The sequence below is a fragment of the Pseudomonas sp. HP_01 genome (assembly GCF_055284355.1).
On the sequence record NZ_JBTOPV010000034.1, the window covers coordinates 66,709 to 82,509 of the forward strand.

A 15,801-nucleotide genomic window follows, 5' to 3' on the forward strand; every position below is an offset into this window, starting at 1 on the left:
GGGGTGTCCAAACCGGCCTCTTCCCGGCTGAAGCCGGTCCCACCAAAAGCATCGCGTGCGTTCAGTGGGTCCGCCGCCGGGCCCTACTGTGGGACCGGCTTTAGCCGGGAAGGCGTCGGCCGCTACACCATCACCCCACCCGCCACGCTTTTGTACGGCAACCACTGCTTCTGGGGGATCGGCAACTCACAGGATTCCCCGCGCCCGATCGGGAAGTAGTGAAATCCGTTCTGGGCCAGGCGTTCTGTGTCGTACAGGTTGCGGCCGTCGAAGATCACCGGCGCGGCGAGGCGTTGCTGGATCAGCTCGAAATCCGGGGCCTTGAACTGTTGCCATTCGGTGCAGATGATCAGCGCGTCCGCGTCGTTCAACGTCGACTCCGGCGTACCCATCAAAATCAAATCCCTGCGGTTGCCGTAAAGACGCTGCGTCTCCTGCATGGCCTCGGGGTCAAACGCTCGCACCGTGGCGCCGGCGTCCCACAATGCTTCCATCAGCACCCGGCTCGGCGCGTCGCGCATGTCGTCGGTGTTCGGCTTGAACGCCAGGCCCCACAGCGCGAATGTCTTGCCGCGCAGATCACCCTCGTAGAACGCCTTGACCCGCTCGAACAGTTTGTTCTTCTGCCGCTCGTTGATCGCCTCGACCACCGCCAGCAGGTCGTTGGAGCAATGGGCTTCCCGGGCGCTGTGGATCAAGGCGCGAATGTCCTTGCCGAAACACGAGCCGCCATAACCGCAGCCGGGATAGATGAAGTCGTAACCGATCCGTGAATCTGCGCCGATGCCCAGCCGGACCGACTCCACGTCGGCGCCCAGATGCTCGGCCAGTTCGGCGATCTGGTTGATGAAGCTGATCTTGGTGGCCAGCATGCAGTTGGCCGCGTACTTGGTCAGCTCGGCGCTGCGCAGGTCCATGAACATGATCCGGTCATGGTTGCGGTTGAACGGCGCGTACAACTCGCGCATCACTTTGCGCACGGCATCGCTGTCGCAGCCGATGACGATCCGGTCCGGGCGCCGGCAGTCGTTGACCGCTGAACCCTCTTTGAGAAACTCGGGATTGGAGACGATATCGAACTGCAGCAAGCGACCGGCCTGGCGCAGCGCCTTGTCGATATGACCGCGCAACGCGTCGCCACTGCCCACCGGCACCGTTGACTTCTCGACGATGATCAGAGGCTCCGAACGGTACGTCGCGATGGCATCACCGACGGCGAAAAACCCCGTCAGGTCTGCCGAGCCGTCATCGCGGGACGGCGTGCCGACGGCGATGAACAGCACCTCGGCGTGCTCGACCGCGCGTTGTGTGTCAGTGGTGAACTGCAGGCGCTTGTTCTCCAGGTTCTCGCGCACCAGGCCGGCCAGCCCCGGTTCGAAAATATGCACCTGACCCTGCCGCAACTGCTCGACCTTGGCCTGATCGATGTCCATGCAGACCACGTCGTGACCCACTTCAGCAAGCACGGTTGCTTGCACCAGACCGACATACCCGCTACCGAAAACGCTGATTTTCATTGAGGAAAGCCCTGTGAAGGTGTGCTGGAGATGCGCCGAAGGTTGATGGTCAGCACGCCCATCACGATCAGGATGACGCCCAAAGTTTTCGATACCGTGAACGTCTCATGGAAAAATGGCAGCGCCGCGGCGAGGGCATACACCAGCCCGTAGCTGACGCTGAGCAGGGAGTAGGCGCGACTGAGGGGCAGATCGCGCAGTGCCAGCAGCCAGGCGAGCATCGACAGGCCATACGCAATGATCGCGGCAGCAATCACCAGCACCGCGCCAAGCGCTATCTGCACCGGCACTGCCGGGTCCAGCCACAACGCTGGCGAGGGCAGACGGCTCATGCCCCAGCGCATACCCAACTGCGCTGCGCTGACCAGCGCCACGCTGCACATCGCCCACGCCGTTGCCCCGCGCCTCATGTCTGAGCGGCTCATGCCTGACGCCCCAGCAGCACGACGCCCGCCAGAATCAACGCGACGCCCAACCAATGGACGGCGTCGGTGGACTCCTTGAAAACAAAGCGGCTGGCCAGGGTGATCAGCACCACGTTCAGGCCCAGCATCGGGTAAGCGATGCCGACGTCCAGACGCTGCAACACCAGCAGCCATCCGATGAGGCCCAATCCCAGACAACCCACGGCCAGCCACAACCAGAACGAGCGCGCCGCAACGAACACGCCGGGAAACGTGCCGCGCCAGCGCTCCACCGCGCACTTCTGCGCGACCTGGCCCAGGCACGTCAGCCCGCAGGTGGCCAACAGCAGCAGCCAGGTCATGGCGCTGACTTCCCGTAAATGAGGATGATCAGGTTGCCCTCGTCGTAGCGCTCGGCGTCCTTGGGCAGCAACTCGAGTTCGCGCAGTTCCTCGTCGGTTCTGCCGCGCATGACCACCCCGACCTGACCCTCGCTGCGGGCTTTGGTCATCCAGGTGTTGATCCTTTTCAGGGTCACTTCGCGGCCTGTCGCGTCGGGATACGCCAGGCCGTAATCCAGTTCGTTCCAGGTGTTGAAAAACGACACGTCGGTTCTGTTCAGGCGCCACGCCAGTGCCGACGCCGCGCCCAGATCATTGCTCAGCAAGTGCGTGCTGGCCGCCAGTTGCGCTTGATGGGCAAGCACAAACTGGTCAGGCGTCTTGTTATGCACCACGTCATAGGGCAGGGCAGCTGGCAACAACGCCACCAGCAGCCAGCTGCCCAGTGCCGGTGCGGCCCAATACTTCATCGGGCGAATGCCTTGCAGGGCATTGCTCGCACACCAGCCGCCCAGCACGATGATCGCCAGCAGCAGGCTCACCGGCTCGTGGTCATACACCGGATGCTTGAGTTGCAGGTACACCAGCACCAGCAGCCCGATCAACCCGGCCGTAGCGTTCAGCCAGCCATTGACGCGCAAGGCGGTGAGCTGGGCCTTATTCAGGCGCTCGATAAGCGCGTCGGCCATCAACAGCGCCACCGGCAGCAGACACGGCAGGATGTAGGTCGGCAGCTTGCCGTTGCTGAGGCTGAGAAACGCCAGCGGCACCAGCAGCCAGATGAGCAGAAAGCCGGTTTCAGGGCGACGCTTGCGCTGCCAGGCCTGGCGGAACGTGGCCGGCAGCAAGGCGGCCCATGGCAGGCAGGACACCACCAGCAGTGGCAGGTAAAACCACCAGGGTTCGGCGTGTTGGGCATCGTTGCCTGCAAAGCGCCGGATGTGCTCGTGCCAGAAGAAGAACCGCCAGAAGTCGGGTTCCTGCCCATGCACCGCGAGCACCCACGGCAGGCTCACCAGGATGGCAATCAACACCGCCAGCGGGCCGTAGCGAAGCAGTTCACCCAGACGCCGCTGCCAGAGCATGTAGGGCAGGGCGACCATCACCGGCAGCGCCCAGGCCAGAAATCCCTTGGTCATGAAGCCCATGCCGCAGGCCAGACCGATCAGCGCCCAGGCACCCAGTCGCGCACGCCCGCTGCTGTGAATGGCGCACCAGAACCCCACCAGCGTCAGGTTCGCCCACAAGGTGAACTGAGGATCGAGGTTGGCGTAACCGGCTTGCCCGGCAATAAACGCGAAGCTCATGAACAGCAGCGCACTGGCGAAACTCTTGCGCGGGTCGTTCCACATCCGCGCAGCCAGCCAGTAAGCGAGCATCACACTCAGACCGGTGCTCAGCGCTGAGACGATGCGCACGCCAAACAGGTTTTCACCAAAGATGGCTTGCCCCACGGCAATCAGCCAATAGCCCGCAGCGGGTTTCTCGAAATAACGCAGGCCCATGAAATGCGGCGCCGCCCAGTGACCGCTTTGCAGCATTTCCTGACTGATCTGCGCGTAGCGGGTTTCATCGGGAATCCACAATCCGTGGGACCCCAACGGCAGCAGATAGAACGCGGCGAAGGCCAGCACCAACAGAACGATGTGGCGATGTTCTGCTTTGATCATCGCTGCACCCCCAGCCAGCCTTCGCGACCGCGCAGCGCGCCACGCATCAAGTGGCCTGCAGGCAGTTGATCCAGCCTGTTCGGCAGCAGCGCGCCGAGGGGCTGAAACTGGATGCCCTGGTTTTTCGCCTCGCTCAACAGCGCGCGGAACCCAGGGGCCATGACAATGCCTTCGACCTCGGCATGAACGGTGTAGACGTTCAGCTTCCAGGCCGCGAACCGCCCGAGGATGTCGTCGTTGAAGGCTTTGGCGTCAAGCTGTGGCGAAACCAGTTCGTCGTAAGTCGGCAGGTCCACCGGAATCTGCGGCGTGCCCAGCGCGCCATCGGCCAGCACCGGCCGGAATATCGACGTGCCCCGGCAGTCGCTGTTGTAGCGAAAACTGAATGCCTCTTTCGCCTGCACCACGCGCTCATCGGCGCGCCAGCCGGCGGCGGCGGAGCAGGTTACCGGGTGGCCGAGGATGTCGTTCAACACGTCAACGCCGCGCCGGATCTGACCGGTCAGCTCCGCCTCGCTCCAGCGCCCGGCATTGGCCTGCCAGCCGTGGTGATCCCAGGCGTGCAAGCCCACTTCATGACCGGCGTCCCGGGCCCGGCGCATCAGCGGCCCGAGATCGCGACCGATGGGTTTGCCGGGCCATGCGGTGCCCGCCAGGAGAATGTCCCAGCCGTACAGGCTCGCCGCTCGCGAGCGCAGCATTTTCCAGAGGAACTGCGGCCGTGCGAGACGCCACAGATGGCGACCCATGTTGTCCGGGCCGACGCTGAAGAAAAACGTCGCCTTGACCTGCGCTTCGTCGAGCAGGTCCAGCAAGCGCGGCACGCCGTCGCGGGTGCCGCGCCAGGTGTCGACGTCGATGCGCAGTCCGGCCTTCATCAGTTGCGTGCGCCGGTAGTCACGCTCAGTTCCGCCTTCTCGGCCATGGCTTCGCGGAGGAAAAAGTCCAGGGTCTTGCAGATGGTTTCACTCAGTTCGATGGTCGGCGTCCAGCCGATCAGCCGTTTTGCGTTGTCGATGCTCGGCTTGCGATGGCTGACGTCCTGATAGCCCTTGCCGTAAAACGACTGGCTCTCGACTTCACGGAAACCGGCGAAGGGCGGGAAGTTGTGGCGCAGCGGGTGGGCTTCGAACTGACGCAGCAACTCGGTACCCAGTTGGCGAATGCTGGCTTCGTTGTCGGGGTTGCCGATGTTGATGATCTGGCCGTTGCAGAGCCCGCCCTTGTTTTCGATGATCCGCGCCAGGGCTTCGATGCCGTCGACGACGTCGGTGAAGCAGCGCTTCTGCGCGCCGCCGTCCACCAGTCGAATCGGCGTGCCCTCGACCAGGTGCAGAATCAGCTGAGTGATGGCCCGGGAGCTGCCGATGCGCGCGGAGTCCAGGCGGTCCAGCCGTGGCCCCATCCAGTTGAACGGGCGAAACAGGGTGAACTGCAAACCCTTCTGCCCGTAGGCCCAGATCACCCGGTCCAGCAACTGCTTGGACACCGAATAGATCCAGCGTTGTTTGTTGATCGGCCCGACCACCAGATTCGAGGTGTCTTCGTCGAAGCTGGCGTCCTGGCACATGCCATACACCTCAGAGGTCGACGGGAAGATCACGCGCTTGTTGTACTTGACGCAGTAGCGGACGATTTTCAGGTTTTCTTCGAAGTCCAGCTCGAACACCCGCAGCGGGTTGCGCGTGTATTCGATGGGCGTCGCGATCGCCACCAGCGGCAGCACCACGTCGCACTTCTTGATGTGGTACTCGATCCATTCGGAGTGGATGCTGATGTCGCCTTCGATGAAGTGGAAGTTCGGCCTGGCGCGCAGGCGTTCGATAGCGTCCGAGCCGATGTCCATGCCATAGATTTCATAGCGGTCGTCTTGCAGCAAACGTTCGGACAAGTGATTGCCGATGAAGCCGTTGACCCCGAGGATCAGTACGCGGGTGCGTCGGACCGAGCGGCGCGGGTCCATGCCCTGCAAGCGCGAGCCCTCCACCAGACCGAACTCTCGGGCCAGTTGCGCGCCGCTCAGGTAAAGACCGTCGTCGCCACGCTGGCCGGCATGGATTACCAGCGAGCCTTCGCCGCAGGCAATGCGCAACGGCTCGCAACCGAGCACCGTGCCAGGCGCTTCGCCGGTGTAGCCGGTCTCTGGGCGGGCGGCCCAGACAATCAGTTTGTGCTCACCCACCGGGCAGAATGCGCCGGGATAGGGCTGGGTCACTGCCCGAACCAGATTGCCCAGCCGGGTTGCCGGCAGTGACCAGTCGATCAAGCCGTCGGCGGCGGTGCGCCGGCCGTAACAGGTGGCGGCAGATTCATCCTGGGGTGTGCCCGACAACCGGCCTTGAGCGAGCAACGGCAGGGTTTCCGAGAGCAGTTCCGCGGCGGTTTCACGTAACTTGCCGTGCAGGGTCAGGGCCGTTTCAGACGGACTGATCGAGATCCGCTGTTGCGCCACGATCGGCCCTGCGTCGGCGCGCTTGACCATCTGGTGCAAGGTCACGCCGGTTTCGCTTTCGCCGTTCACCAGCACCCAGTTGGCCGGTGCCCGGCCACGGTATTTGGGCAGCAGCGAGCCATGCAGGTTGAACGCGCCGTCTTTCGCGCAGGCCAGCAGCGGTTCACCGAGCAGTTGGCGGTAGTAGAACGAGAAGATGAAATCGGGTTCGAGCCGGGCGATGCGCTCAAGCCACAGCGGGTGATTGGGGTCTTCCGGCGCGTGGACGGGAATCCCGTGCTGGGCGCACAGCTGCGCCACCGAGCCGAAAAAGGTTTTCTCCTTCGGGTCGTCGGCGTGGGTGAACACCGCGACGATCTCATAACCGGCGTCGAGCAGTGCCTGCAAGCCAACGCAGCCAATATCGTGGTAAGCAAAAACGACAGCTTTCTTGTTCATGGTGCGACCTTGTGGGCGTAAGCGGCGGCAGAAGAGGGGGCAGCAGACTGGGCGGTATCGAGCGTTGTTAAGGGGGAGCCGCGCACGACCTTTTCAATGAAAAAACGCGGCCGTGCGCGCACGTCGCTGTACATGCGGCCGAGGTATTCGCCGAGCAGGCCCATGCCGATGAACTGGCCGCCGGTGAACACGAACAGCACCGCAAACAGGACGAAGGTGCCGTGCCCGGCCCACGGCGCGCCGAAGATCAGACGCAGGACAACCAGCGCGAGGGCGAACAGCACGCCCAGGATGGCCATGCCGACACCGACGATGCTCAGCAGACGCAGGGGCGTAGTGGTCATGCAGGTGATCAGGTCGAACATCAGGTTGATCAGGCGCATGGGGCTGTACTTGGAGTCGCCATGCTCGCGCTCGGCGTGCTCGACCAGGATTTCCGTGGTGTGCCGGGCGAAGCTGTTGGCCAGGATCGGGATGAAGGTGCTGCGTTCCCTGCAGGCGAGCATGGCGTCGACGATGTTGCGCCGGTACGCGCGGAGCATGCAGCCGTAGTCATTCATCGCCACGCCGGTGGAGCGCTGCACGGCCAGGTTGATGAGTTTTGACGGCCAGCGCCGCCAGGCGGAGTCCTGCCGATGATTGCGCACCGTGCCGACCACGTCGTAACCCTGTTCGGCGAGGCGCACCAGACGCGGGATTTCTTCGGGCGGGTTCTGCAGGTCGGCGTCCAGGGTGATCACCACGTCGCCCTTGCACTGCTCGAAGCCGGCCATGATCGCGGCGTGCTGGCCGTAATTGCGGTTGAGAATGACCGCCACCACATGGCTGCCCTCACGCTCCGCCGCCTGCTGAAGCAGTTCGGCCGAGTCATCCCGGCTGCCATCGTCCACCAGCACGATTTCAAAGGCGTGGCCGAGCAGGGCGCAGGCGGCTTCCGTACGGCGCAGCAATTCGGGCAGGCTCTCTTGCTCGTTGTAGACCGGGATGACGATGGACACGCAATTGACGGCAAAGGCTTTCAACGCGGCGCTCCCACAATGGATTCAATGGCCCCGACCACCCGCTCGACATCGTCGCGGGTCATGTCGGGGAACAGCGGAATCGAACACAGCCGCGACGAATTCCACTCGGTGTTCGGCAAATGCACGCCCGGGAAACGCTGTCGGTAATAGCGGTGCAGGTGCGTGGCGATGAAGTGAATGCCGGTGCCGATGCGCTGCTCTTGCAGCGCTTTCATGAAACCGTCGCGGTCGAGCCCGCAGCGCTCGGGGTCGATGCGCAAAATGAAGAGGTGCCAGGCGTGGTGCTGCGGGTACACGGGCTGAGAGAGCGGTATCACCGGGCTGCCGGCCAGTCGGTCCAGGTAGTGGCTGGCCAGCCGACGGCGCTTCTCGTTGATGTGATCCAGCCGGTGCAATTGCACGAGGGCGATGCTGGCGTTGATGTCCGCCAGGTTGTATTTGAAGCCGGGCTCGATGACTTCAGCCTGGGGTTTGCGGCCCAGGGTCAGGCGATCGTAGGCATCGACGCCGAGGCCGTGGAATTTCAGCTGGCGCACCCGGTCGGCCAGCACGGCGTGATCGGTGACGAACATCGCGCCTTCTGCGCAGGTCATGTTTTTAATGGCATGGAAGGAAAAGATCGCCGTGCCGCGGCTGCCCACCGGCTGGCCCTTGTAGCCCGTGCCTGCCGCGTGGGCGGCGTCTTCGATGACCGCGATGCCGTGGCGGTCGGCCAGCGCGTAAATCGGGTCGAGGTCGCAGGCGGCGCCGGCGTAATGCACCGGAACAATGGCTTTTGTACGCGGGGTAATGGCCTGTTCGATCAGCTCGGCGTCGGTCATCAAGGTGTCCCGGTCGACGTCGACAAACACCGGGGTGGCGCCCAGCAGGCAGATCATGTTGGCGGTCGAGACCCAGGTTTGCGAGGGCGTGATCACTTCATCGCCGGGGCCGACGCCCAGCGCGAGCAGGGCGATGTGCATGGCGCCTGTCGCGGACGAAACCGCCACCGCGTACCGTGCACCGACCCGCTCGGCAAACTGCGCTTCGAGCTGCTGACACTCCGGGCCCGTGGTGATCCAGCCGGACCGCAGCACGCGGGTAACCGCTGCCACTTCTTCATCGCCGATACTGGGGCGGGAAAAAGGAAGAAAAGCCTCATTCATAATTAGAACGTCCCAGTGAAGTCCGATATGTAGCGATGCGAAGCCGCAGACACAGGTGTGCGCGGATCGTCAGTTTTTATAAGCGCTCAAGGTGTATCAGCAATGTGAGCTTCGCCGGATAACGCCGGTCAAGAGCGTCGCTTAAACATGTTCTGGCGGATCATTGAATCGCAGGTTAGTCGCTCAAATATGAAAATAATGTGTGTGGAGTGTAGGTATTCTGTCTTGGAATTTTGCTGTCAGGGTCAATGATCTCGGGCGTACCAGCTTGTTGTGACAATTGTTCGTGCGGTTCATATTTAAGCCTGTTTATCAACAGTGGGGCCGCTGTTATTTCGATGGCAGACAGCATCTGTTCAATAAGCTGTTTATTCAAGTTTGAGCGGATTCAACACCGTCCATGCCGGGAACAACACTAAGTCCTCCATTAATATGTAGTGACGCACGCAGCAATTACCCTCTGCTTCCAATGGATGTGTATTTTTCAAGGTCGTCTACCTATCGGGATTTCGCGAATGTGTTCGCAAAGGCCTGCGTTTACAAAGGGCGGGTCCGCGCTCTTTCATGGCCGCTCCCTTAACGTTAGCGCCCGCATACTTAATCGCAGCTGAACATGAAGCAGGCTAGGACCGGCTTCAGCCGGGAAGAGGCCAGTGCATTCACCCAAAATTTCGCAGCGCGATTACGTGCGTTGTCGAGATCCACTGTAGGAGCGCGCTTGCCCGCGAATGCGTTGTGTCAGCCGACATCTTCGTTTCAACCCCCCCGGGTTCGCCAGCAAGCCGGCTCCCACAGACTTCCGCTCGCCATCAGTGTTGTGGCGTAACAACCAACGCCTTCCCGGCTAAAGCCGGTCCTACAATGGTGTTCCACCGCCAGTCCCTCGCTGCATGGAATCTGTGGTGGAACGGACTGGATGAACACGCTGCTCTTCGCCGGAGCCCGCAGCAAGCTGGTTGCTACAGATATTGTGTGCGCCGACGATTACGTGCGTTGCCGCGGTCCATTGTGGGAGCGCGCTTGCCCGCGAATGCGTGGTGTCAGCCGACATCTTCGTTTCAGACCCGCCGAGGGCTTTGACGCGGTGATCCGTACCGGGGCGTCACCCGACCTGAGTCCAGTGGTTCTTCGGCGGCTCTGAACCGGGGACGTGTTCGGGCAGGCGCACGAAAATGCTGTAGTGGGCCTTGTTGTCGATGGCTTCGAAGGCCGCCAGTTTTTCGATCAGCGCGGCGTTGACCACTTTGCCCGCATTGAGCAGCAGCATGCCGTTGTCCGCATTCAAGTTGCGCACCAGCGTCATGCCCGGCACCAGCTCTCGGGTGGTGACGGCCTTGACGGTAGGGTCGTTGAGCACCGCGTCGTCCAGGTACGCGGCGCAGGCCTTGGCGAAGTCCTCGATCAAGCCGGGGTCGTAAAGCTTGCCGGCGTAGCGGCGGATGAACAGCAAGGCCTCGCCGCTGCTCAGGTGCCGTTCCAGAATCAGCCCGCGCTGCAGTTCGATGAAGTCCACGGCCAGCTTGAGCAGCCGTGCGCCGTAGGGGATTGCTTCACCCTTGAGATGCGCGGGAAAGCCGCTGCCGTCCCAGCGTTCCTGATGGTGCAGGATCAGGCTGGCTGCGTCCTGAATCGGTTCGAGGGTCATCAGCAACGATTCGCTCTGCTGTGGGTAACTGCGCCAGGTGTCGCGGTCGGCATGGCTGACCATGTCCGACGGGATGTTGATCAACGCGTCGCTCCAGCCCAGTTTGCCGATGTTGTACAGCGCGGCGGCCATGCACAGGTCGCGGCGCGTGGACTCGTCCAGATTGAGGTGGTTGCTGCATGCATTGATCAGGTCGATGACTTCGCGGTTGGTCTGCTTGTCCGCGGGCAGGCGCTGATTGACCAGCATCGAAAACACTTCGGTACCGGTGGCGTAGCTGTGCTTGAGCTCTTCGTAGGCCAGGTCGAGCATGTCGGCGGTCTGCTGCAACTCGGCGGTGCGCGCCAGCACGCGTTTTTCGAGGGTGGCGTTGAGGCTTTTCAGCTCGTCGTTCTGCCGCTGGGTGAGCTGCTCGAGGCGCTGTCTTTCACGCTCGGAAAACTGGAACGCCAGGGACTGGCGCAGGGTCAGCACCAGTTCTTCGTCGGTCCAGGGTTTGGCGATGTAGCGATGCACATGGCCCTGGTTGATGGCTTTGACGATGGTTTCGAGGTCGACGTAACCGGTCAGCAGGATGCGCGTGGTGTCCGGGTACAGGTTGTAGACGCGCGCCAGCAGCGCCGCGCCGTCCATGCCCGGCATGCGCGCGTCGCTGACGATCAGGTCGACCGGTTGTTCGGCCATGATCTTCAGGGCCTGTTCGCCACTGGTGGCCAGCAACACGTCGTAGGGTTGCTCGCGAAGCAGGCGGCGCAGGCTGTTCAGAATCGATTCTTCGTCGTCCACCAAGAGGAGGGTGGGGCGTGACTGCACCGAAACACTGGCTGAGGCTTCCATGATTGACCCTCACTCGTACCGACATCGTGCCCGTGTCCCGTCTTGTGGACCGACACGGACGGCTGGATGCCGCAAGATTAGTTGAGGTTTGGCAAGAACTCGCGTGGTTCGAGCAATATAAATCGCCCCCTCAACTTCACCTTCGGCGCGCCGACACAAAGGCATAAGTCCATGGAGTGAGGCACTCGGTCGATCATGTTGCTCCTGCAGATATTCTCGATCATTTCCGTCTGCCTGCTGATGCTGCTGGGTCGCTGGCTGCTGCACAGCTATCAGGTGATCAACCGGGTCAACGAGGACCTGCAGGCCGCCAACGAAAGCCTGGAGCGCCGCGTCGAGGAGCGCACCCGGGCGTTCAAACAGGCCAGTCACGCGTTACAGGTCGAGATCGACGAGCGCAAGCAGCTGGAAAGCCAGTTGATCGGCGCTGAAAAGCTGGCCTCGCTGGGGCAGATGGCCGCAGGCATCGCCCACGAGATCAACAACCCCATTGGTTTCATCTCGTCGAACCTGGGCACGCTGGCGGTCTATTTCGGCAAGATCCAGGAAGTGCTCGAGGCCTACAAAGCCGCCGAGCATCAGTTGGGGTCGCCTGAATGTCTTGAGGTGCTGGAAGGCGTGAAAACGCGTCTGGACCTGGCCTTCATCGAGGCGGAAGTCCCGTTGCTGATTCAGGAATCCCGGGACGGCGTGGCCCGCGCTGCGCAAATCATCAAGGACCTCAGAGAGTTCTCCCGGGCCGACACCAACCCTCAGTGGCAGTGGGCGAGCCTGCAACGCGGTATTGATTCGACGCTGAACATCGCCGCCAACGCGGTCAAGTACAAGGCCGACATCGTCAAGCACTATGTGCCATTGCCGGACATCGAATGCCTGCCGGCGCAGCTTAATCAGGTGATCATGAATCTGGTGGTGAATGCCGCCCAGGCCATCGGCCCGGACCGCGGCACCATTACGCTGCGCAACGGCGTGCAGGGGGACAGCGTGTGGCTGGAGATCAGCGACACCGGGACAGGCATTGCGCCGGAGGTGCTGCCGAAGATTTTCGACCCGTTCTTCACCACCAAACCGGTGGGCCAGGGGACGGGGCTGGGGCTGTCGTTGTCCTACGGGATTGTGCAAAAGCATGGCGGCACGATCAGCGTGCGTAGCCTGGAAGGGGTTGGCACCACCTTTCGCATCGAACTGCCGGTTCGCCAGCAGCGCCCTGAACGGGCGCTGTGAATTGAGACCTAGGCGTGGGACATGCCGGGCACGTCCATGTTGATCCGTCGCCAGGCGGCTTCGGCAAAGCTGTACACCGAAAACGCGATCAGACCCAGCGCCATGACCATCAACACCACGCCACCGGCCGGCAGGTTTTGCAGCGCGTTGAGCGCATCTTTCAACCCGGGCGGATGCATTGCCTGATAGCTCGAACCACTGATGGCCAGCAGCACGCTTATTTCAACGAACGCCACCCCGCGCGCGATCAAGCCGAAGCGGGACACGGGGGTCACGTATCTCATGACGTCCTCGTCGGCCTCGAAATACTTCTCGAACGAGGCTTTCCAGCCTTTGAAGAAATGCGCGATGCCGACGCCCAGTGGCACCAGTGCGACCAGGTAGACCACCAGATTGGAGTATTTCCACGACAGCAGGGTGGCGAGCAGGTCTTGGGTCTGACCGCCGCCACCGCCGGAACTGCGCAGGCCGTCGATCAGCAGGCCCAGGGCAAAGAACGCCAGCGCACCGTTGACCAGCCCGCCCGCGAGCAACCCGCCGCGAATGACCAGCCCCTTGAGTTCGGTGCCGTGATGGTCAACATCGCGGGTGGCTTGCAACACCCGCCAGGCGGCGAACGCCAGCAGACCGGCGACCACCAGCCCGACCAGAAAGTGGCCGAACGGCTGGCTGAACAGGGCCTCGAGGCTGCTGTGACTGTCTTTGGGGCGGGATGAATCGCGGGCGGCGAGCAGGGCAAAAATGCCGATGATCAGGTACAGAACGCCGCGGGCGGCGTAACCCGATCGGGCGAGCAGGACAAGGGTGTGGTGCGGCGACATCGAAGGTTCTCCGGTTAAGCAATAGATCAGCAGACCCGGGAGCGCGCGAGGGGTTCGATCGGGTTGCTTTTTGCAGGACCGGCACCACCGGGAATCCCAACCGCTGCACGCGACGCTTTTCAGTGGGACCGGCTTCAGCCGGGAAGAGGCCGGTGCATACACCGTGATCGTTCCCACGCTCCGCGTGGTAATGCATTCGCCGACGCTCGGCGTCAAAGCGATGGACGCGGAGCGTCCGGGGCGGCATCCCCACGCGGAGCGTGGGGACGATCATTAGGCGGTATGGCTGCTGACGCTTTCCCGGCTAAAGCCGGTCCCACAGGTCCGAGCTACGGCCAGATTTAACTGAATGCACGCGATGCTTTTAGTGGGACCGGCTTCAGCCGGGAAGAGGCCGGTGCATACACCGTGATCGTTCCCACGCTCCGCGTGGTAATGCATCCGCCGACGCTCGGCGTCAAAGCGATGGACGCGGAGCGTCCGGGGCGGCATCCCCACGCGGAGCGTGGGGACGATCATTAGGCGGTATGGCTGATGACGCTTTCCCGGCTAAAGCCGGTCCCACAGGTCCGCGCTACGGCCAGATTTAACTGAATGCACGCGATGCTTTTAGTGGGACCGGCTTCAGCCGGGAACAGGCCGGTGCATACACCGTGATCGTTCCCACGCTCCGCGTGGTAATGCATCCGCCGACGCTCCGCGTCAAGGCGATGGACGCGGAGCGTCCGGGGCGGCATCCCCACGCGGAGCGTGGGGACGATCATTATGCGGTGTGGCTGCTGAAGCCTTCCCGGCTGAACCCGGTCCCACAGGTCCGCGTCACGGCCAGATTCCACTGAATGCACGCGATGCTTTCAGTGGGACCGGCTTCAGCCGGGAAGAGGCCGGTGCATACACCGTGATCGTTCCCACGCTCCGCGTGGTAATGCATCCGCCGACGCTCCGCGTCGAAGCGATGGACGCGGAGCGTCCCGGGCGGCATCCCCACGCGGAGCGTGGGGACGATCATTATGCGGTATGGCTGCCAGCGCCTTCCCGGCTAAAGCCGGTCCCACTAAAACCCACGCGGTCAATCCGCCGCAGATTGAATGCGCTGACGAACCCAGGCGCGGCTGTGCTCCAGCACGCGGTCCGCCATCATGGTGGGGAAATGGATGAAGCCATGGGGCGCTTCCGGCAACAGATGCACTTCGACACCGGCGTTTTTCGCCCAGCGATCGGCCAGTTGCAGGGTGTCGTCCCGCAGCGGGTCCAGTTCACCGACCCACATCAACGCGGGCGGGAAGCCTGTGAAATCGCCATACAGCGGCGACAGCGGCGGCGCCTGACGCTGCGCTTCGCTGATGTCGGGCGTCAGCATGCGCAGGGCGTCGACCATCCCAGGGCCGTCCAGCACCAGGGTGTCGGGGCCTGCCGTGCGCACGCTCGGCGTGCCGGTCAGGTCGTAAACGCCGTAATAGAGCAGGGCGCCGCACACCCGCTTGAACAGCTCGGGCCAGGCCTTGAGCTGCAACAGCGTCGCCCCGGCAAGATGCGCGCCGGCGGATTCGCCGACGACGATCACCGGCAGCCCGGCGAATTCCGGGCAACCGTCACCCAGCAACCAGCGCGCCGCGATCAGGCAATCCTCCATCAGCCCTTCCACCGGCGTAGAACCGGCGAGCCGGTAGTCAACCGAGACCACCGCCACATCGCACGCCCGCACCATGGCCATGTTGAGGTCGTCGTTCATCTGCGCGTTGCCGATCACCCAGCCGCCGCCATGAATGTCCAGCACCACACCATTGGCCTTGCCCCTGGGCCGGATGATCCGCACCGGCACGCGATGACCGTCGACACTCGCCGTGGTGCTTTCAGCGTGCAGGCCATACCGTGCCAACTTGGCCGCGCCATTAAGCTGGCCAACGCGCAGCAGCGACTGAATCAAAAGGGGCGTGAAGCGGTTGCGGATACGAAACCGCGGCAGCCAGGCCAGTTTCTTGTTGAACCGTCGCGCCTGCGCCAGTTCGTCCTCGTCAAAATGCAAACCGTGGTTGCTGTCCAATTGCGTGCGCTCTCTCGGGCTCATACCCGCCAGTCATGGGTACTGACTTGGTCTTCGCCCAAGGCCGAGAGTTTCAATCCCGTGACCACAACAGGTTGACGCCCGCCACGCACCTGTAGGAGCGCGCTTGCCCGCGAAGGCGGTGTGTCAGGCAATCGAGTCGTCGCAGGCACGATGCTTTCGCGGGCCAGCGCGCTCCTGCAATGACCCCGGTAACACACACGATCTGATCGTGCCCACG

At 62.8% G+C, this 15,801-nt stretch carries 10 protein-coding genes and 2 pseudogenes; 1 reads left to right on the forward strand and 11 read right to left on the reverse strand.

The annotated features are described in order from the left end of the window. Positions 1-122: 122 nt before the first annotated feature. The 9 genes and pseudogenes from ACYAR8_RS17760 to nosR all read right to left on the reverse strand — a co-directional run bounded on the left by ACYAR8_RS17760 (position 123) and on the right by nosR (position 11,471). Complete coding sequence (locus ACYAR8_RS17760; protein ID WP_108119456.1) at positions 123-1,517, reverse strand: UDP-glucose dehydrogenase family protein; 1,395 nt, start codon at positions 1,515-1,517, stop codon at positions 123-125. Next, positions 1,495-1,900 (reverse strand): annotated as a pseudogene (gene arnF / locus ACYAR8_RS17765) (4-amino-4-deoxy-L-arabinose-phosphoundecaprenol flippase subunit ArnF). The gene ACYAR8_RS17760 and the pseudogene arnF overlap by 23 nt, the downstream one beginning before the upstream one ends. Before the next feature lie 38 nt (positions 1,901-1,938). Further along, positions 1,939-2,283: a DMT family transporter gene (locus tag ACYAR8_RS17770; protein ID WP_074889599.1), complete on the reverse strand. Its 345-nt coding sequence runs from the start codon at positions 2,281-2,283 to the stop codon at positions 1,939-1,941. After that, positions 2,280-3,932 (reverse strand): lipid IV(A) 4-amino-4-deoxy-L-arabinosyltransferase, encoded by a 1,653-nt coding sequence (gene arnT, locus ACYAR8_RS17775; protein WP_463580568.1) that lies wholly within the window; start codon positions 3,930-3,932, stop codon positions 2,280-2,282. The genes ACYAR8_RS17770 and arnT overlap by 4 nt, the downstream gene beginning before the upstream one ends. After that, positions 3,929-4,810, reverse strand: coding sequence for a 4-deoxy-4-formamido-L-arabinose-phosphoundecaprenol deformylase (gene arnD, locus ACYAR8_RS17780; protein WP_463580569.1), 882 nt, complete (start codon positions 4,808-4,810; stop codon positions 3,929-3,931). Before arnD ends, arnT begins: the two co-directional genes overlap by 4 nt. Further along, positions 4,810-6,822 carry a bifunctional UDP-4-amino-4-deoxy-L-arabinose formyltransferase/UDP-glucuronic acid oxidase ArnA gene (gene arnA, locus ACYAR8_RS17785; protein WP_463580570.1) on the reverse strand — a complete coding sequence of 671 codons (2,013 nt, stop codon included), beginning with the start codon at positions 6,820-6,822 and terminating at the stop codon, positions 4,810-4,812. The genes arnD and arnA overlap by 1 nt, the downstream gene beginning before the upstream one ends. Next, positions 6,819-7,844, reverse strand: a complete 1,026-nt coding sequence (gene arnC / locus ACYAR8_RS17790) for an undecaprenyl-phosphate 4-deoxy-4-formamido-L-arabinose transferase (protein ID WP_463580571.1) — start codon at positions 7,842-7,844, stop codon at positions 6,819-6,821. The genes arnA and arnC overlap by 4 nt, the downstream gene beginning before the upstream one ends. After that, the gene (arnB, locus tag ACYAR8_RS17795) at positions 7,841-8,989 is read right to left on the reverse strand and encodes a UDP-4-amino-4-deoxy-L-arabinose aminotransferase (RefSeq protein ID WP_463580572.1); all 1,149 of its coding nucleotides are present in this window, start codon (positions 8,987-8,989) and stop codon (positions 7,841-7,843) included. The genes arnC and arnB overlap by 4 nt, the downstream gene beginning before the upstream one ends. A gap of 1,102 nt (positions 8,990-10,091) precedes the next feature. Further along, positions 10,092-11,471 (reverse strand): response regulator c-di-GMP phosphodiesterase, NosR family, encoded by a 1,380-nt coding sequence (nosR, locus tag ACYAR8_RS17800; protein WP_463580573.1) that lies wholly within the window; start codon positions 11,469-11,471, stop codon positions 10,092-10,094. A gap of 321 nt (positions 11,472-11,792) precedes the next feature. On the opposite strand from nosR, the pseudogene ACYAR8_RS17805 reads away from it, so the two are divergent. Continuing rightward, positions 11,793-12,695: pseudogene (locus tag ACYAR8_RS17805) on the forward strand (ATP-binding protein); the annotation flags it as partial. 8 nt (positions 12,696-12,703) lie between these two features. Here the strand turns inward: ACYAR8_RS17805 and ACYAR8_RS17810 are convergent. Both ACYAR8_RS17810 and ACYAR8_RS17815 read right to left on the reverse strand, forming a co-directional pair. Further along, a complete protein-coding gene (locus tag ACYAR8_RS17810) occupies positions 12,704-13,516 on the reverse strand; it encodes a DUF1206 domain-containing protein (protein ID WP_074889574.1) in 813 nt (270 codons plus the stop codon). Between the two features lie 1,069 nt (positions 13,517-14,585). After that, the gene (locus ACYAR8_RS17815; RefSeq protein ID WP_463580574.1) at positions 14,586-15,584 is read right to left on the reverse strand and encodes an alpha/beta hydrolase; all 999 of its coding nucleotides are present in this window, start codon (positions 15,582-15,584) and stop codon (positions 14,586-14,588) included. Positions 15,585-15,801 lie beyond the last annotated feature (217 nt).